Annotated in this window: 18 protein-coding genes; 14 read left to right on the top strand and 4 right to left on the bottom strand. The window is 36.7% G+C overall.

Features of this window, described 5'->3' with window-relative positions:
- Positions 1 to 2 precede the first annotated feature (2 nt).
- From ABMA76_RS10970 to ABMA76_RS10955, 4 genes are read left to right on the top strand one after another with little or no spacing between them, the layout of a single operon-like run.
- Positions 3 to 2,234 carry a hypothetical protein gene (locus tag ABMA76_RS10970; protein WP_393061594.1) on the top strand — a complete coding sequence of 744 codons (2,232 nt, stop codon included), beginning with the start codon at positions 3 to 5 and terminating at the stop codon, positions 2,232 to 2,234.
- A complete protein-coding gene (locus ABMA76_RS10965; RefSeq protein ID WP_392911148.1) occupies positions 2,227 to 3,135 on the top strand; it encodes a hypothetical protein in 909 nt (302 codons plus the stop codon). Before ABMA76_RS10970 ends, ABMA76_RS10965 begins: the two co-directional genes overlap by 8 nt.
- Positions 3,116 to 3,559 carry a cyclic nucleotide-binding domain-containing protein gene (locus ABMA76_RS10960; RefSeq protein WP_392911150.1) on the top strand — a complete coding sequence of 148 codons (444 nt, stop codon included), beginning with the start codon at positions 3,116 to 3,118 and terminating at the stop codon, positions 3,557 to 3,559. The genes ABMA76_RS10965 and ABMA76_RS10960 overlap by 20 nt, the downstream gene beginning before the upstream one ends.
- Positions 3,552 to 3,929 carry a hypothetical protein gene (locus ABMA76_RS10955; RefSeq protein WP_392911152.1) on the top strand — a complete coding sequence of 126 codons (378 nt, stop codon included), beginning with the start codon at positions 3,552 to 3,554 and terminating at the stop codon, positions 3,927 to 3,929. The genes ABMA76_RS10960 and ABMA76_RS10955 overlap by 8 nt, the downstream gene beginning before the upstream one ends.
- Here ABMA76_RS10955 and ABMA76_RS10950 read toward each other — a convergent pair.
- Together ABMA76_RS10950 and ABMA76_RS10945 are read right to left on the bottom strand one after the other, a co-directional pair.
- Positions 3,924 to 4,355, bottom strand: coding sequence for a FliG C-terminal domain-containing protein (locus ABMA76_RS10950; RefSeq protein ID WP_392911154.1), 432 nt, complete (start codon positions 4,353 to 4,355; stop codon positions 3,924 to 3,926). The two genes, ABMA76_RS10955 and ABMA76_RS10950, sit on opposite strands and share 6 nt — an antisense overlap.
- Before the next feature lie 20 nt (positions 4,356 to 4,375).
- A complete protein-coding gene (locus ABMA76_RS10945) occupies positions 4,376 to 4,801 on the bottom strand; it encodes a hypothetical protein (RefSeq protein ID WP_392911156.1) in 426 nt (141 codons plus the stop codon).
- Positions 4,802 to 4,883: 82 nt separating this feature from the next.
- Between ABMA76_RS10945 and ABMA76_RS10940 the strand changes: the two genes are divergently transcribed.
- Together ABMA76_RS10940 and ABMA76_RS10935 are read left to right on the top strand one after the other, a co-directional pair.
- A complete protein-coding gene (locus ABMA76_RS10940; RefSeq protein ID WP_393061592.1) occupies positions 4,884 to 6,065 on the top strand; it encodes a thiolase family protein in 1,182 nt (393 codons plus the stop codon).
- Positions 6,066 to 7,391 carry a hypothetical protein gene (locus ABMA76_RS10935; RefSeq protein ID WP_392911160.1) on the top strand — a complete coding sequence of 442 codons (1,326 nt, stop codon included), beginning with the start codon at positions 6,066 to 6,068 and terminating at the stop codon, positions 7,389 to 7,391.
- Between the two features lie 145 nt (positions 7,392 to 7,536).
- Here ABMA76_RS10935 and ABMA76_RS10930 read toward each other — a convergent pair whose 3' ends face one another.
- On the bottom strand, positions 7,537 to 8,082 hold the full coding sequence (locus ABMA76_RS10930; RefSeq protein WP_392911163.1) for a hypothetical protein: 546 nt from the start codon (positions 8,080 to 8,082) through the stop codon (positions 7,537 to 7,539).
- A gap of 90 nt (positions 8,083 to 8,172) precedes the next feature.
- On the opposite strand from ABMA76_RS10930, the gene ABMA76_RS10925 reads away from it, so the two are divergent.
- From ABMA76_RS10925 to ABMA76_RS10890, 8 genes are all read left to right on the top strand, one after another.
- On the top strand, positions 8,173 to 9,042 hold the full coding sequence (locus ABMA76_RS10925) for a HEAT repeat domain-containing protein (protein ID WP_392911165.1): 870 nt from the start codon (positions 8,173 to 8,175) through the stop codon (positions 9,040 to 9,042).
- A gap of 111 nt (positions 9,043 to 9,153) precedes the next feature.
- The gene (locus ABMA76_RS10920; protein WP_021267552.1) at positions 9,154 to 9,657 is read left to right on the top strand and encodes a ubiquinol-cytochrome c reductase iron-sulfur subunit; all 504 of its coding nucleotides are present in this window, start codon (positions 9,154 to 9,156) and stop codon (positions 9,655 to 9,657) included.
- A 29-nt stretch (positions 9,658 to 9,686) separates the two neighbouring features.
- On the top strand, positions 9,687 to 10,469 hold the full coding sequence (locus ABMA76_RS10915; protein ID WP_103218399.1) for a cytochrome b N-terminal domain-containing protein: 783 nt from the start codon (positions 9,687 to 9,689) through the stop codon (positions 10,467 to 10,469).
- A gap of 31 nt (positions 10,470 to 10,500) precedes the next feature.
- Positions 10,501 to 11,577, top strand: coding sequence for a cytochrome C (locus tag ABMA76_RS10910; protein WP_392911167.1), 1,077 nt, complete (start codon positions 10,501 to 10,503; stop codon positions 11,575 to 11,577).
- Positions 11,578 to 11,638: 61 nt separating this feature from the next.
- Positions 11,639 to 14,470 carry a c-type cytochrome gene (locus ABMA76_RS10905; protein WP_392911169.1) on the top strand — a complete coding sequence of 944 codons (2,832 nt, stop codon included), beginning with the start codon at positions 11,639 to 11,641 and terminating at the stop codon, positions 14,468 to 14,470.
- Between the two features lie 13 nt (positions 14,471 to 14,483).
- The gene (locus ABMA76_RS10900; protein WP_021267400.1) at positions 14,484 to 15,122 is read left to right on the top strand and encodes a cytochrome c oxidase subunit 3; all 639 of its coding nucleotides are present in this window, start codon (positions 14,484 to 14,486) and stop codon (positions 15,120 to 15,122) included.
- A gap of 104 nt (positions 15,123 to 15,226) precedes the next feature.
- Positions 15,227 to 15,463 carry a hypothetical protein gene (locus tag ABMA76_RS10895; protein WP_040314543.1) on the top strand — a complete coding sequence of 79 codons (237 nt, stop codon included), beginning with the start codon at positions 15,227 to 15,229 and terminating at the stop codon, positions 15,461 to 15,463.
- Positions 15,444 to 15,977, top strand: coding sequence for a DUF420 domain-containing protein (locus ABMA76_RS10890; protein WP_392911171.1), 534 nt, complete (start codon positions 15,444 to 15,446; stop codon positions 15,975 to 15,977). Before ABMA76_RS10895 ends, ABMA76_RS10890 begins: the two co-directional genes overlap by 20 nt.
- Here ABMA76_RS10890 and ABMA76_RS10885 read toward each other — a convergent pair.
- Complete coding sequence (locus tag ABMA76_RS10885; RefSeq protein WP_392911173.1) at positions 15,967 to 16,752, bottom strand: acyltransferase; 786 nt, start codon at positions 16,750 to 16,752, stop codon at positions 15,967 to 15,969. The two genes, ABMA76_RS10890 and ABMA76_RS10885, sit on opposite strands and share 11 nt — an antisense overlap.
- Positions 16,753 to 16,754 lie beyond the last annotated feature (2 nt).

The raw sequence follows: 16,754 nt of genomic DNA, 5'->3' as shown, positions 1-16,754 counted from the left end.
ATGTGAAAACTAAGTCACCATTAAAAATAATTTTTTTATTTTTAGGGTTTTTAATTGTCTTCTCTGCAATCATTTTAATTGTTGCTAAAAAGAATTTAAAACCAGATGCCATTAGGCAGGCTTTTACTACTCAACTTCAAAAGACTTTACCAAATGCTGAAGTTTTGACTCAGTCTCTTGATTACTCCCTTGGCCTTAATTCTAAAGTTAATATTAGGGGGGTAGATATCCTTTACCCTCATGGTGGTCGAAAACTTCCTCTTTGCTCATTTGAAAATCTACAAATAGAAATCCCATTTTGGACAATGCTTATGGGATACGGAACTATCTCTGTTAACATAGATAATCCAAAAGTAAGTTATATTGAATTCAAGAAAGGTTCTAATTGGGAAAACTCTTTTACTTCAAAGGAAACTGTTAGTTTTAAAGAGGAAAAGAAAGTAACTATTAAAGAGAAGGGAATAGAAGAATCTGACTCTGGATTGGCCGTTCTAAGTTTTTTCTCCGATGCAGCTTTAAATTTCAATGTAACCAATATTGATGCAAATTATGCTTTAAGAAGCGGAAGCTTTGGTGAAGTCAATATTGAAAAGCTTGCACTAAGAGATATCGGCTTCAATACAACATCAGTTTTCGAATTGAAGTCTCATTTTATTCTTTCAAGAGGTAAGCCAAATGAAACATCTTTTGATGTGTTAATGATTGGTGAAACTGTACTTGATAAATGGCTTGAAGAAAAAAAACTAAATTTCAATGCTGAAGTCGATATTAACAATGTTAAATCAAGTGTTCTTATAAAACCTCTAAAAAAGTTTTCTATAAAAATGGATGGTGGTGTTGAGAAGAAGATGATGTCTTCAAAAGTTGTTGTTGCACTTGAAGAACACCAGTTTATGAAATCAAATTTTGATTACGATTTAAGTAAAGAAGTTTTAAAACTACATAATATAAACCTTGTAAGTGATTTAAATAATATTACTTCTTACTTTGTTAATGTAAGTGACTTCGGAGTGAAAATTAAAGACGGCCAACTTAAGGTCGAGGGCAGTCTAACATCAAGAAATGATAAATTATTTCCCAATATTACAACTAGTGTGGATAGTAATATAGTTGCACTCGGCATTCCTGTGGTTGTTAATGTTAAAAACAACTTAAATAGTAAGCAGATAAGATCAGCAATTGAGTTAAAACTTCTTGAGGGGATTGTGAAAATTGGTCAGTCGACTCCTTTTGTTCTTGGTGTTGATCGTTTTGATTACTTAAAGACCTCTGTCATAAATATGCATCTACAAGACATACAAATTCCGACAGAAATGAAAGAACACATGCCTAAGCAGAAAGTTGTTAAGGAAGAAGTAAAAGAAGAAAATACTGATGTCGATATTTCGAGTACAAATGGTGAAGTCTTCTCAAATTATCCAGTTAAATCTAAAGTTAAGTTTTCCAATGTTATGCTAGGAGAATCACCAATTAATGGTCAGATTGGACTGAGTGTAAACCGTAAAAAACTAAGTATTCTATCGAATAGATTAAAACTTGGTACAGCACCTCTAAATCTAAAAGTTAATTCAGAAATCCATAAGAAAGGGAAAACGACAGAAGTAAATGCTTCATTTAGTGAAGTCGATATATCAAGTGCTGCCCTTTTTGTCCCACATGGTATTGTGAGGTCTATTGAGGGGAAGGCATCAGGTAAGGTAGATGGAAAGTTAATTGGTAAAAGTTATGACTTCAATGTTGCACTAAATGTAAAAGAAGCAAAACTTCATAAGATAAATTTGGCAAATATTGTTGGAAGTATATTTAAAAAACTTGAGAAGTTAGCGAAAAAAGATATTTCCGTTAATGGAGATATCAGTGAAATTTCATTTAGTGGGCGCTTAGATGACCGCTATCATCAATTTAAAAGTTATAAAGTCGTATTAGATGAAGGGAAGTATAACTTAGAAGGAAATGGGAAAATTGACTTCAAGGCTCCTGGTGAACTTCTTGGTGCGATTGTTGTAAATGAAGAAGAGCTAAAGCATGACCTCGAAAGAGATTATGGAACAGCCAAAATTCCATATCGCCTAGCAGGGATAGGCTATGCTTTAAGTAGTGACTACGAATATACTGTTGAAAAATTGGCCAAGAGTGCTGCTAAGAATTTACTAAAGAAAGAAACAGATAAAGTCCTTCAAAAGAATAAAGGCAAAATAAAAAAATTATTTAAAGGTATTTTCAAAAATGACTAAGAATTTAATTGGTTCTGTAGATATTGGTTCTAATTCTACACTACTACTTGTTATTGATCGTGATTCTAAAGAAATTGTACAAGAAATTTCAACAATTACAGGGCTCGGCAGAGGACTTGATAAAGAAGGTGTTTTTCAAGAAAAATCAATGGAAGATACTTTTAGGGCCTTAAAAGAATATCAAGAAGAGTGTCAGAGGTTAGGTTGTGATAAGATAATTATTACGGCAACTGAAGCTTCTCGTGTTGCTAAAAATGCTCCTGAGTTTTTCGCTAGAATTAAGTCTGAGCTTGGTTTGGATATTGAAATTATTTCTGGTGAGGGCGAAGCGTTTTATACGGCCCTTGGAATTAATGAAATGATGAAGAAGAAGTCAAAAAAACAGCTGATCTTAGATGTTGGTGGTGCTTCTAGTGAACTTATTCTTATTAAAACAAAACCTTTCGAAATTATTGAAACTGTTTCACTGCCAATTGGCTCAGTGAGAGTTGATGATTGGATTAAAGATGGTCAACTAAGAACTAAAGTTGATGAAATTTTTGAAAAGTTTAGCCTTGATTCATATGTAGGACAGGATGTTATTGGAGTGGCCGGTACATTAACAAGCCTTGCGCTGATGTTCTCAGGTGCCTCTGCATATGATGCTGACTCAATTAATAACTATAGTATTGGACTCGCTGATTTCAATGAGAGTACGGATCGTATTCAACTTGTTGAAGCAAAGGCACTTGGTAAACAATTTTCTTTCTTAGGAAAGAGGTCTAAAACAATACAGTCTGGAGCGATTTGCGCACAGACAATTCTGAATAAGATTGAAGCGAAGGTTATTCATTTTTCTACATATGGACTTCGCTATGGTACGGCACTGAGAGGAGAGATTGATGACGTTTACCGCGTATGAAAGTAGTAAGGTTGAAGTTGAAAACTTACTATTTAAAGAGAGTTCAAGTGCTGAATTTATTTTTCTTATAAAGTCTGGAACTCTTTTAACAGTTAAAGAACAAAATGGAAGATTAGTTCCAACTGGTACTCATAAGAAAGGTGACTTTCTTGGCGTTTCTGGTGGGATTAATCGTAAGGTCTATGATGAATCATGCTTTACTATTGAAGATGTTGAAGTTGTGCCAATTCCAATAAGTGAAGTCTCAAAGATTATTGACTCAAATGAGCTATGGCTTAAGAAAATTGTTAATACAACAATTGATCGTCTCGATAGTGCCATTAATATTTTAGCTGAGCATAAAATATTTGATACAACGAAAAGTAGCGATTTTATTTTTACTGATGAAGTTGAGGCCAAGTTTAGGAAGTTAATTAATGAATAAGTTATTGATACTATTTAGTATTTTTTTCTTAGTTGCTTGTAGTGATAAGAGTAGTGATTGGCATGGTGGACCTGATTCTAATAATAACGGTGTACGTGATGATATTGACTCTTGGATTGAAAAGAAAACCAAAGGTGATGCGAGGTTACACAGGGCCCTTGTTAATCTTGCTAAGATTAATCCTGCCAATTGTGAATATTCGATTAAAGCGAAGTGTTTGGATCAGTTAAGTGATGACGGAATTCTTCTTCAGATAGAGTTATTAGATTTGCAGCTTAATACGAAAGAGTTGAGGGCAGAATTTGAGGGCAATATTAAAAACTGCCCCCAAATTGATGATCGAAAAATTAATTATAAATGTGATTTATAGACTAAGTCGTCCTCTGTTATTGAGGGCGACAATAGTGTCAGTTACACGCTTTCTTGCTCTTTGAATATCGCGTGCTTCATTTGCTCCAAGATTTTTTACAAGATAAGAGTAAGCTTCTTCTGCCGCTTCTCTTGGGAGAATAGTAAGAACTTTCTTTTGGAAAGATTTCTCACACTCTTTAAGAGCAACACCAATAACAGGTGCTTTAATAAACTTAATAACTTGGTTTAGATCAATCTCATCTAGTGCGTAGATTGTATCGAAAGTAATACTTTCAGCGTAGAGTTCTTTGGCAAGAGTAGGATTTCTCATTTGAATATTCTTCAAGAGAGTGGCCCTTTCTTCAGAATTCATAAATTTTAGCATCTCAATAATTTGTGCCTTTCCATTTATAAATACACCACCATTTTGCTTATTCGCTTCCATTTACTTTCCTTTGGGAGAGATTATGCCTCTTCCCACTTCATTTTTTCTTTCATGTATTTTTCGCGCGCTTGATCAAGTGTATCTCGATGTGACTCATTCATTTGCGCGATCTGATTATCATGAGTTTCCTTAAGTTCTGCAACTCTCGCCTCATGAGTCTTCTTCATATTTTCAAGCTCAAGCTCCATGCGGCCACGTTCATCTTTAACGAGTTCAGTTTGCTTGTCTCTAATTTGCTTTAATTTAAGTTCTGTACTGTTTTCAACACTTTTAATTTCTGTTTCGTAGTGTTTATTGAGTCTTTTTAAGTCGGCAAGATGCTTCTTCTCAGTCTTCTGATATTCCTGAGAGTTCTCAAGCTTTGCCTTCTTTAGTTGATAGGCATGGCGCTTATACTCTTGCTGTTTGAATCTCTCTAGCTGTTGGCGATTGATTTCTGTTGACATAAATTACTCTTCTTTGACTAGGACATAAAAGCGTCCTAATATATTTTAGTAAGTATTTAACAGTAAGTGAATGGAGGCAAATATGTCCTTAAATAAAGGCCGTCGCGTATTTTTAGTAGGTGGAAAACGAACGCCATTTGGTAAATTTGGTGGTTCTTTAACGGATATTAAGCCAGTTGACTTAGCTGTTGCTGCCACAAATTCACTACTTAGTGAAATAGGAGTAAAAGCCGATCATATTGATCAGGTAATCCTGGGAAATGTTGTCCCTTCTTCAACAGATACTATGTACGGTGGGAGACACCTTGCTCTTAAGGCCGGATGTACGCAAGAAACACCTGGAGTCACAATTAATAGACTTTGCGGCTCAGGTATACAGGCCATCTTAGATGCCGTTCGTTTAATTAAATTAGAAGAGGCCAATTGTGTACTTGCTGGTGGGACTGAAAATATGTCAATGGTTCCGCATTTAACATATGGTGCACGCTTTGGTACGAAATACGGATCATTGAAGAATGTGGATATGCTTCTTGATGCTCTAACTGATCAACATGCGGGTTGCCCAATGGGGATTACTGCAGAAAACCTTGGGGCCAAGTATGAGGTTTCTCGCTCTGATTGTGATGAGTTTGCTCTCTTGTCTCACCAACGAGCAACAGCTGCTTATGGAGATGGAAAGCTTCAAAAAGAGATTTGTGAAGTAGAAATCAGAAAGGGTTCAGTTTCAAGAGATGAGCACTTAAGAGAAGGCGCTTCTCTTGAAGATATGAATAAACTACGTTCATCTTTTGTAAAAGATGGGCTTGTTACTGCTGGATCTGCATCTGGTATTGTTGATGGAGCGGCCGTCGCACTTGTGGCAAGTGAAGACTTTGTAAATGAACATGGTTTAAAACCAATTGCTGAAATTATTGATGGTACCGTTGTTGGTGTCGACCCGACTATTATGGGGATTGGTCCCGTACCGGCGATTCGTAAACTTCTAGCAGATAATAAGATGGAACTTGATCAAATTGATCTTGTGGAAATAAATGAAGCTTTTGCGGCTCAAGCACTTGCTTGCATGAAAGAGCTTGCTCTTGATGTAAATAAGGTTAATATCTGGGGTGGAGCAATTGCTCTAGGACATCCCCTTGCTGCATCTGGAACTCGTATTACAACGACTTTAGCAAACCAACTTATAAGTGAAGGCAAAGAGTATGGAATTGCCAGTGCTTGTATAGGTGGTGGCCAGGGAATTGGTATCTTAATTAAAAGAGTTTAAATGAAAAAAGTTAACGATGAATTAAAGTTCTTTCATCATGATTATGCATCTTTTCGCGACTGGCTTTGCCTTGATATTCAAAATGTAACTTGGCAGGGAAAGTATCGTGAAGATTTTGAACGCTTTTGGGATGTGTTCTTTGATGAAGACTTAACTCTTTTTGAGATCTCAAAAAGATTCTACTATATCATCGATAATATTCATGTCGGCCCACTTGAGTCATGGTTTACTTGGCTTAGAGATAAATTCATTTGTTTTGTTTTTATTTCACGCGATATTTCTATTGAAGAGCTTGCAAGTAATTTGCATCAAAGTGAGCGCGATACTTCAATTTTACTTCGTAGTTTCTTCGTTGAGGTTTTTCCTCAGCATGAAGCCTATATCAATGAAAATTTTACTTTAAATGATATTCTTTCAGGTAATCGCAATGTTAGTGCAAATCAGTTAGTATCTGACCTTGGTGTCGATCTATCATTTTCAGGTAGCCACAATCACGAGATTTTAACCTCTATGGAAGTAACTCTTTATCAAGAGTGGATCTATTTTGTTAAAAAAATGGAAAAAGACTTTCGTGGAACAAACTTTAATATCTCGAGGCTAAAATTCAGAGATAATCTAAGTTCGAAGATGCAAAGCCTTGCTCAAGTCTTTGCCTTTATTGGTGTCGCAATTTTTCTTGTCTGGGCCATTGAGTTTGCCAATAGAACTTATGAGAAATATTTATCAGATAAAATCAGTGTATATGAGCCGCAGTTTCGTTGGGAAAATGAAGGTTTGAAATTCACAGATGAAACGATTGCTGATCAAGAGCAAATTGCACAATTTGAATTGGATATTAAAGATATTGAAAATGTCGATGACACTGAAAACTTTCTTGGTGAAACTTTAGAAGATGAAGAGCGTGATGAAGTAGAATCGGAAGTTGTCCTGACTTCAATCGATACTCTACCTCGTGATATTTCTTCGGCCGACAGAGAGCAGTCGTCTTTTGAGGAAGATATTAAAGGTGGTGGTTATCGTGATAGCCGTTACGGTAATACAAAAGTTTATCGAGTTATGATGAACTCAGCTGATACTGACGATACAAGAAAGCGTCTGAGTAAACTATTGGATCTGTATCAAGTTACACAGGTTGATAATGTAAAACCTGGACTCGCAGTTCCTGGTGGATTCTATTATAATCTTTATGTTCCAAGATCTTATTTAAAAGAATTTATGGCCCAAGTAAAAGGGGATGACTCCGTTATTATTTATGAGTCTAGAACTCGAACTCGTCGAAACCCACCTGGAAAAAACAAAGTTTTTATTTGGCTTAAGGCGATTTAGCCGTTCACGACTGTTTTCCCAATCATCGGGCCTTGAGACGAACCACCATTTTACAACTCGCGTTTAAAAGTTGCCCTAAGGCAAGTTTTAATGCGAAGTTGATTCGAGGATTCCTTAGTTAAATTACAGGACTTTGAATTGGATACTACATTTGTCCATCAGGGATACTAAACAATGTCTTTACTTCTCTAAGTAATTGATGAGTCTGACCAAGGAACCACCATTGTCTAACAAACCCAATTAACATCGAAGCAATAAAACCATAAGCAACACCTGAGTGAGTTGTTTTCTCGACCATGTTAGTATCGTGTGCACCACCAAGGAAGAATGCAATCATTCCAAGAATGATCATCAGCATTGTCCAAGGAATTGTCTGTCTCTTTGCAAGATCTGCTTTGTGAACATACCTTTTCACTTTTTCTCTATAAGGAGTTAAGTCACCTGGATTTTCATCAAATAATTCATTTAAATTTTGCTCACTCGTAAGGATTAAATTGATATTGTTCACAAGACGGGCAACACCAATGAAATAAAACATTACGAACGCTTGCGCGAAGATTGTATAAAGATAGGCTGGAATGGCCAATTTAATGTGGCTAATGCCCACATCAACAAATCCTAGTGCTACGCAAGTTGTTAGTCCAATTGCAGCAACCATGATAACGATCAGTCCTCTAAGTAGATAGGCCATAATTTCACCTTTTATAATTGTCAACTATACTCTAATTTGCTAATTCTTATCCCATATTTAATAAAACATTTACTATAAGGCAATTTCTTCGTGAGCGAGAAAAATCAAAATACTAAGTTAGATAAAAAACTACTCGAAAGTAATCCGGTAATGGGCTCTTTAATGGTTCCTATTGCAATCGTACTGGTAGGAGCACTGATCATTTTTGGTGTGACGAAAATGCTTTCTAACGACCACTCTTATAAAGACCTCGTTCATGAGATGAAGTCGAAAACCTTTGGTAACAAGTGGATTGCAGCACTTGAGCTTTCTAAAGTAATTTCAGCTGGTGCAGTTAAGGAAGAAGATATTCCTTGGTTAGTTACAAATTTAAGAGATATCTATAAGACAACTGTAGACCCAAGAACACGTGACTTCATTGTTGTGGCCATTGGGGCACTTGGGAATGAAGGCGGGCTTCCAGTTCTTGAGCATGCTCTACAAACAAATAATCCAGAAATTAATTTTCACGCGATGGTAGCACTGTCAAAAATGCCTAAAGGTATTTCGTTTAACTGGGACCTTGTAAAAAGTTTCATCGATAAAGATGACGCGGCCATGGTGCAAGTAACAATCTTGACTCTTGCTACACATGAAGTTGATGGTACAGAAGATTTATTTATCAAGAGGCTCAATAGTGACCTCGGTTTTTCTGTGAGATATGCTGCAGCGACAGCATTAATCGCATATAAGAACGATCAGGCCGTTGCGACAGTCATTGAAATTTTAAATCTAAATGATGAGTCTTTAGGTAAGAAGTTAACTGTTCAAGAGATCAGTGGCCTTAAGTTTAATGTACTCACTGCATTAAGACGAGCTGAGTGGAAAAAGATGGCGCCAAGCGTTGAGAAAATGATTAATATTGAGAAAGATATAAAAGTAGTTAGTCTTGCAAAGGAAGTTTTAAATTCGTTGAAATAGTGATAACATCCTTCAAAGTATAAAATGAATTTGCAATAACTTATGAATCATAAATTGGGTCATCGTGACTTAAATTTGTGTATTTATGATTAGAAATAGAGGTTTTTTAAAATGTCTGATGATGTAAAAAAACAGTTAAACCGAAGAGAGTTCTTTAGTTTCGTAACTGTTGGTTGGGTAGCCTTCACTTCTGCAGTAGCAGGGTTCTTAACATTAATTTTCCGTTACACTTATCCAAACGTAAACTTCGAGCCAGAGATGGATTTCGTTGCTGGTCGTCCTAACGATTACGAGGAAGGTGTAGACGAGCGTTGGAAGAATGGTTACGGTGTTTGGATTGTAAAAATGGAAGGACGTCTTTTCGCTCTTTCTAACATTTGTACTCACCTTGGATGTGTTCCTAACTGGCTTCCTGCCGAGTTAAAATTTAAGTGTCCATGTCACGGTTCTGGTTATTACCAAAATGGTATTAACTTCGAAGGGCCTGCTCCGAGACCACTTGAAAGATATAAAATCTCACTAAATGCTGAAGGAAAAATCATTGTCGATAAAACTAAGATTTATCGTTATGAGAAAGGTCAGTGGGATAATCCACAAAGTTACTTAAAAGTTTAATTTAGATTAATAAATAGGAAGGAATAACAATGGCTAAAAGAGGTGTTGTTGATTACATTAGAGAAACTCAGGTCTGGAAATCGATCTTCAGACACGGGCCTCCAACGAACGCAAGAAACAGAGCTGCTGTCGTAGCTGGTAACGTGTTTTTACACTTACACCCAATCAAACTTAAGAAATCAGGGGTTCAACTTGGTTACACTTGGTGTATGGGTGGACTTACATTTTTCATTTTCTTAGCACTAACTGTTACTGGTGTACTTTTAATGTTCTATTATAGACCAACTGCAGAGTACGCATATAACGATATTATTGCACTTAAAGAGCACGTGCCTTTAGGGATTATGCGTGAAATTCACCGTTGGGGTGCGCACGCCATGGTTATTACTGTGTGGCTTCACATGTTCCGAGTATTTATGACTGGTTCATATAAACCACCTAGAGAATTTAACTGGGGTGTTGGTGTTATTCTTCTAGTATTAACTCTTCTACTATCATTTACTGGTTACCTACTACCATGGGATCAGCTAGCGATTTGGGCGATTGCCGTTGGTTCAAACATGGCAAAGGCAACACCTTTCTTAGGTCACGGTGGTCCAGGTGCAGCTTTAGCACAAATTGGTGACTTCGTTATGGTTTCTGATAAAAACGACGTTCGTTTCCAGCTTCTAGCAGGGCGTTTCGTTGGGGAACCAGCACTACTAAGATTTTATATTCTTCACTGTGTATTCATTCCACTAGTTGTTGGTGTTCTAATTGCAGTTCACTTCTGGCGTGTAAGAAAAGACGGTGGGATTTCAGCACCACTTTAGAAAATATATTTTGAGAGAAAGGGATATATAAATGAAAGAACTTATAAACTGGCTGGCCGATCCGATTAGATCATTCCCGATTACGACGGTCCTATTCTTCTTCATGATGAAGTACTATCGTGTTGTAGGTAGTAAGAAGTTTGCTAAATGGGCACTTGTTATTGCTGCACCGGTTGTTGTTTGGTTTTGTATGGATGCAAACTTTAGAGCAATTATCCTATGGCCAGATAATATTCCAATTAACATTATTATCGTTCTTATTGCTTGGCTTACTTGGTATGCACTTTATAGAGCTGCTGAGAATGACAAGAGAATTGAAAATGGTGAGTGTCCGATTGAGGCACTTCCTGAAAATAGAGAGAAAGTATGGGTATGGCCTAACTTAGTTTTCACTGAGTTAATGTGTATGATCGGTACAACAATCTTCTTAGTTGTTTGGGCAATTATTTTTAAAGCTCCACTAGAAGAGCCAGCAAACACGACATGGGCACCTAACCCTGCAAAAGCTCCATGGTACTTCCTTGGTCTTCAAGAAATGCTTGTTTATTTCGATCCTTGGATGGCAGGGGTTGTTCTTCCAGGTCTTATCCTTGTAGGTCTTATTGCAATTCCATATATTGATACAAACCCGAAGGGGAATGGTTACTTCACAATTAAAGAAAGACCAATCGCTATGTGGGGATTCTTATATGGTTGGATTGTTCTTTGGATGTACCTAATTATCGTTGGTACTTTCTTACGTGGACCAAACTGGACATTCTATGGTCCATTTGAGTTCTGGGACTTCCACAAGGTTGTTTCTGAATACAACGTAAACCTTTCTGAATTTGTATGGCTTAAGTGGCTTAACACTCCAATGCCTTCAAATATCGTTGTTAGAGAGATTGTAGGTATAATCCTAACTCTTGGTTACTGTTGTGTACTTCCAGTTGCGATTGCAAAATCGAAATATGGAAAGAAGATTATCGAGAACACTGGTCAGATTAGATACTATATTTTCATCATCCTTGTACTTGGTATGACATCACTACCAATCAAGATGGTTCTTAGATGGCTATTTAGCTTAAAGTATATTATCGCTCTACCAGAGTGGGAACTTAACCTATAAGCGAATCTGGATATAGATATATAAAGATACTTAAAGAAGAAGTAATAAAGGGTATATAAAAATGTCAAAGAAACATGAGCCAGGCATGGCCTATGATATGAAAAAACTGAATAAGATCTTCGCGATCTTTTCACTGGTTCTTTTGGTTACGGTAATATGGGTATTTCTAGATGATTACATGAGACCATGGAAAGCAATTCAAATCGAGGCAATGAAGATTGAAAAAGAAAAAATTGCCAAAGATATTGCTGAAGAAGAAGCAAAGATCAGTGCTGAAAAAGTAAAGGTTCTTAATGATGAATTAGCAGCAGCTAAAAAATCAGTTGAAGCTAAGGGCAAAGAAATTTCAAAAATTGAAGCTGAGCTTGATCAGGTAATTAAAGATATTAAGAAAGAGCAGATCGTTAACGGTCGTCTGAATTCAGACGTTGCTGCCCTTGCATTTAATTATGGTGTTGCTCACGCTGAACACGCGCCAAATGCTCACTCTTTATTTGAGAAACTTCAAGAAAATAAGAAGAAGTTTGCTTTATCTACTGATAAGAAAAAAGCACTTCAAACTAAAGAAAAGAACTTAAAGAGACAACTAGCGGCTTTTAATGCTGATATTGACTCAGTTAATAAGAAAATCAACGGTATTGTTGGTCGACTTGAGCTTCTTAAAGGTGCTGAAAAAAGAAAGGAAGTAACTCCTGTCTTCGCACTTAGAAACCTACCTTTTATCGACTTTATGGACCCAACTGTTAAGGTTCAACAAGTTGTATTAGAAAATATTACTGATGACAGATTCTTCCAACACGTACCTAAAGTTGATCGTTGTATGACTTGTCACACTTTCATTGACAAGCCAGGTTACGAAAATCAACCAAACCCACATAAGACTCACCCTAACTTAGACCTAATGGTTGGAGCTAACGGTAAGCACCCAATGAAAAATTTTGGTTGTACTTCTTGTCACGGTGGTGAAGGGCATAGAGTTAATGACTTTAATGCAGCTGCTCACATGCCAGCAACTGAAGAACAAAAACAAGATTGGATTGCTAAGTACAACTGGCATGAGCCACACAAGGTACCTATCGTACAATTAAGACGTGGTGACTATGAAGCTGGATGTGTTAAGTGTCACAGTGGTGTTCAATATATTCCACAAGCGACAACTCTAAATGAAGGTCGTCGTTCACTAGAAAAATTTGGTTGTTATGCTTGTCACAAAATTGAAGGTTGGGAGCATAAGAGAAAGCCTGGTCCAAGTTTAGAAAAGATCGCAGCAAAGCTTGATAAAGAATTCTTTAAGAACTGGGTTTGGGAACCAAAAGCATTTAATAAACATGCAAAAATGCCTCAGTTCTTCATGAATGATAACAACAGCTCTCCAGAGTTCGTTAAGAAGAATATTGCTGAAGTAAATGCGATCGCTGAAGTAATTTACGCACAGTCTGAAAGCTATAAGCCTTTCATGAAATATACTGGTGGTAATAAAGAAAAAGGTAAGCAACTTGTTGGTGAAATCGGATGTCTTGCTTGTCACGGTGTTAAAGATTTTGCTCTTGAGTCTCAAAAAGTTGATGCTCACAAAGGTCCCTACCTAGATGGAATTGGTTCTAAAGTAAAAGATGCTAACTGGATGGCTTCATGGCTTAAAAACCCAAGTCACTTCCAAGAAGATACAATCATGCCTTCTTTCAGACTATCTGATAGAGAAGTTAATGATATTACTGCATACCTAATGAGCCTAAAGAATGATCAATTCGAAAAGCTTAAGTTTGCAGATATGGATAAAGGTGCAAGAGACGAGATCCTTGTAACTTACTTCTCAGCGTTTGATACTGTTGAAGTTGCAAAAGCTAAGCTTGCAACAATGAGTGACCACGAAAGAACAATGGAATTAGGTCGTCGTTCAATCGGTAAGTATGGTTGTTACTCATGTCACAATATTAAAGGTTTTGAAGATCGTGCACCAATTGGTCCAGAGCTTTCAAAAATTGGTTCTAAGCCTCTAACTCAATTTGGTTTCTCTCATGAGAAAGTTGAGCACTCAAGAGAAGCTTGGATTAAAGCGCACTTATTAAATCCAAGAAGATGGGATAATGGTGTAGATAAGCCATTTAAAGATCTACTAAGAATGCCTCAGTTCCACATGAGCGAAAAAGATGCTGCGCTAATTACAACAGCTCTTATCGGTCAAGTTGATCAGAAAATCCCTCTTAAAGGTGTTAAGAGATACGACGCTGCTGAAACTGTTGCAAATGAAGGTATGAAAGTTGCTGTTAAGTACAACTGTATTGGATGTCACCAAATTGATGGTGAGTTCGGTGATATGCTGAAAATTTACGATGATGTAAACGAAGCGCCACCACGTTTAGTTGAACAAGGGCACAGAGTACAAGCTGATTGGTTCCATTACTTCCTTGGTGATGTATATGAAATCCGTCCATGGCTTAAGTTAAGAATGCCTTCTTTCAATATGAGTAAAGAAGAAAAAGAAAAACTAGTTGATATGTTCCGTGTAAAAGCTGACCAACCAATCTTTGATGAAAATGAAAAAGTTGTTTGGGAAAGTAAGGAAGAAAGACGTGCAGCTGTTCAGTTATTTAACGACCTAGCATGTGCTTCATGTCATACTACTGGATTCAATAACGATCAAGCACTTGCTCCAGATCTTCACTTTGCTAAGAGAAGACTAAGAAAGAGCTGGATTAAGAAGTGGCTTGAAGGTCCAGATAAAATTATGCCTGGTACAACAATGCCATCTTTCTGGCCAGAAGGAGAGGCTGCGGATCCAGAACTTCTTGACGGTGATGCTAAGAGACAAATCGAAGCAGTTACTAAGTACGTACTTGAGTTAGGAAGTGATTTTTACTCACCAAAAGCTAAGAAAGCTGGAAAGAGATAACGGGAGTTTATAAATGGCAGGACATGCTAATACAAAAGATTTAGTTCATGACGGTGTAATTAGTTATCCAAATGACCCTCAATTTGGGCACGCAAGTCCAAATAAAATTGGGATGTGGTTATTTCTTGGAACTGATGCCATGTCATTTTCAGGCTTACTGATTGCTTATGCTGTACTTCGTGCAACTAAGCATTGGCCAAACCCTGTAGAAGCTCTTGGTGGAGTACACCTTTCAGGGATTATGACTTTCATTCTAATTTGTTCTTCTGTTTCAATGGTTATGGCAATTGATGCTGTAAAAATGAGACAACCAAAAGCAATTAGAGGATGGCTTTTAGCTACAATTATTGGTGGTGTAATCTTCCTTGGTATCCAAGCGTATGAGTACGTACACCTAATGTCAGATATGGGGATGACATTCTCAACTTATGAGCATGGAAATAACTTATTCTCGTCGACATTCTTTGCAATTACTGGTTTCCACGGACTACACGTACTATCGGGTGTAATATTTCTTATTTACATGTATGTACTTGCCCTTAAAGGACGTTTTGACAAAGGTGACTATGGACTTCTTGAAGTTTGTGGTCTCTTCTGGCACTTCGTTGACCTTGTTTGGATTCTGGTATTTACATTTATTTACTTAATTTAATGAGTGAACATATGTTGTAAGAAAGGCCCTACTTATGTAGGGCCTTTTTTGTTTTGGGCTAAAAAAATGGACTAAGCCTTCCGAAAGGTATATAAGGCAATTATATGAAAAGTTTCTTATTACCAATTGGCATATTAATTCTAGTACTATTTTCAGACTACGTTTTTGCGTGTCCTGGTTGTGCTGGATCTATGAATAATCCAAAGGATGCAAGGCTTGTTTGGATTCTTGTAACTTTCATTGGCCTAATCTATATTCCGTTTTTTATTCTTTATAAAACAATTCATAAATATAGAAAAAACTCAGTAGCTTCAAGGATTCATGAAGAAGAACAACAGTAATTTTATCTATACTTTACTTTTTATACTAAGTGGATTAATTGCGCTCTTCTTGGTTTGGTTTATCTACTTTAAACCTGAAGCGGCCGTTAAGCTTTGGTGGGTTGATTATCTACCAATGGTAAATGCTTTATTAAATTCAATTTCTGCGAGTTTGCTATTTGTAGGTTGGAGATTTATTAAGAATAAGAATGTCTCGGCACATATTAAATGTATGTCTGGGGCCACAGCAACTTCTGCACTATTTCTTATTTCTTATCTTCTTTATCATCACTTTCATGGTGATACTAAATTTATCGCACAGGGTTTTGTGAGACCTGTATACTTTGCGATTCTTATTTCTCACGTTCTTTTAAGTATCGTGATGTTACCAATGATTTTAATTACTCTATGGAATGCACTGACTGGAAGTTTCAAGAGTCATAAAAAATGGGCAAAGTGGACTTTACCCATTTGGCTTTATGTTTCAGTAACAGGTGTTTTAATCTTTTTCTTTTTGAAATATCTTAATTATTAGATTCTTTCTTTGCTTTCTTTCTCTCTTCAGCATCAAGTCTTGATTTTGGTAGTACTGCTTCGTGCGGAGAAACAACAACTTTTTCACCGATAATGACGTCACCCATAATTGAAGCTTTTAACCCAACTGTTGCACCTCTTTTAATTACAGTTGGTGCAATAACTAGAAAACCTGCTTGAGCATAGTGAGCAAAGATTGTTGCAGAGCCACCAATTGTCACATAGTCCTCAAGTGTAATGAGGCATGGGTCGGAGATATTTGTTGTATTGATGACACAATTTTTTCCAATCTTCATCCCCATCATTCGATAGAATAGAGTGATAATTGGTGTTGCTTGAAAGAAATCTAAAACTGTGTAGCGAACTAATTGTGTTAAAGCATTATGGTAATACCAAGGAAGAGTTTCTAATGAAATCCAACTTCCTTTAAATGGTTTCATTTTAAGCGGATAGATCCAGTTAAAGAATGGAACGATAAAGATAAGTGTTAATGCATAGGCTGCGTAGGACATTACAAATGCAAATGACATCGCAAGAGCTTGAATAAGGAAGTGCTGGCCTGCAACGCTTTCATATGCAGTCGTTAAAAAAATATAGCCGGGAGTTAACCCAAGAGTAATACAAATAATGTAAACAACAATTGGAGGTAGCATTGCTGCCATGTAACCAATTGCTTGGTTCTTTCTAAAAATATTCTCTAATACTTTAGCAAGACCTTTTTTGTTAGAGGCCCCTGATTGAAGCTCTTCTTGTGATTGCTTTTTCTTTTCTTCCATTT

It is taken from the genome of Halobacteriovorax sp. ZH5_bin.2 (genome assembly GCF_043196375.1).
Classification (GTDB): Bacteria; Bdellovibrionota; Bacteriovoracia; order Bacteriovoracales; family Bacteriovoracaceae; genus Halobacteriovorax_A.
The sequence above is the reverse complement of the archived record's forward strand: the minus strand, read 5'-3'. Positions and strand labels throughout refer to the sequence as shown.

Excerpts from the sequence above, each read along its gene's own strand:
- ABMA76_RS10960 (WP_392911150.1), top strand. The coding sequence starts at position 3,116 with ATGACGTTTACCGCGTATGAAAGTAGTAAGGTTGAAGTTGAAAACTTA.
- ABMA76_RS10915 (WP_103218399.1), top strand. The coding sequence starts at position 9,687 with ATGGCTAAAAGAGGTGTTGTTGATTACATTAGAGAAACTCAGGTCTGG.
- ABMA76_RS10930 (WP_392911163.1), bottom strand. The coding sequence starts at position 8,082 with ATGGCCTATCTACTTAGAGGACTGATCGTTATCATGGTTGCTGCAATT.
- ABMA76_RS10900 (WP_021267400.1), top strand. The coding sequence starts at position 14,484 with ATGGCAGGACATGCTAATACAAAAGATTTAGTTCATGACGGTGTAATT.
- ABMA76_RS10965 (WP_392911148.1), top strand. The coding sequence starts at position 2,227 with ATGACTAAGAATTTAATTGGTTCTGTAGATATTGGTTCTAATTCTACA.
- ABMA76_RS10910 (WP_392911167.1), top strand. The coding sequence starts at position 10,501 with ATGAAAGAACTTATAAACTGGCTGGCCGATCCGATTAGATCATTCCCG.
- ABMA76_RS10955 (WP_392911152.1), top strand. The coding sequence starts at position 3,552 with ATGAATAAGTTATTGATACTATTTAGTATTTTTTTCTTAGTTGCTTGT.
- ABMA76_RS10945 (WP_392911156.1), bottom strand. The coding sequence starts at position 4,801 with ATGTCAACAGAAATCAATCGCCAACAGCTAGAGAGATTCAAACAGCAA.
- ABMA76_RS10895 (WP_040314543.1), top strand. The coding sequence starts at position 15,227 with ATGAAAAGTTTCTTATTACCAATTGGCATATTAATTCTAGTACTATTT.
- ABMA76_RS10940 (WP_393061592.1), top strand. The coding sequence starts at position 4,884 with ATGTCCTTAAATAAAGGCCGTCGCGTATTTTTAGTAGGTGGAAAACGA.
- ABMA76_RS10950 (WP_392911154.1), bottom strand. The coding sequence starts at position 4,355 with ATGGAAGCGAATAAGCAAAATGGTGGTGTATTTATAAATGGAAAGGCA.
- ABMA76_RS10935 (WP_392911160.1), top strand. The coding sequence starts at position 6,066 with ATGAAAAAAGTTAACGATGAATTAAAGTTCTTTCATCATGATTATGCA.
- ABMA76_RS10890 (WP_392911171.1), top strand. The coding sequence starts at position 15,444 with ATGAAGAAGAACAACAGTAATTTTATCTATACTTTACTTTTTATACTA.
- ABMA76_RS10920 (WP_021267552.1), top strand. The coding sequence starts at position 9,154 with ATGTCTGATGATGTAAAAAAACAGTTAAACCGAAGAGAGTTCTTTAGT.
- ABMA76_RS10905 (WP_392911169.1), top strand. The coding sequence starts at position 11,639 with ATGTCAAAGAAACATGAGCCAGGCATGGCCTATGATATGAAAAAACTG.
- ABMA76_RS10885 (WP_392911173.1), bottom strand. The coding sequence starts at position 16,752 with ATGGAAGAAAAGAAAAAGCAATCACAAGAAGAGCTTCAATCAGGGGCC.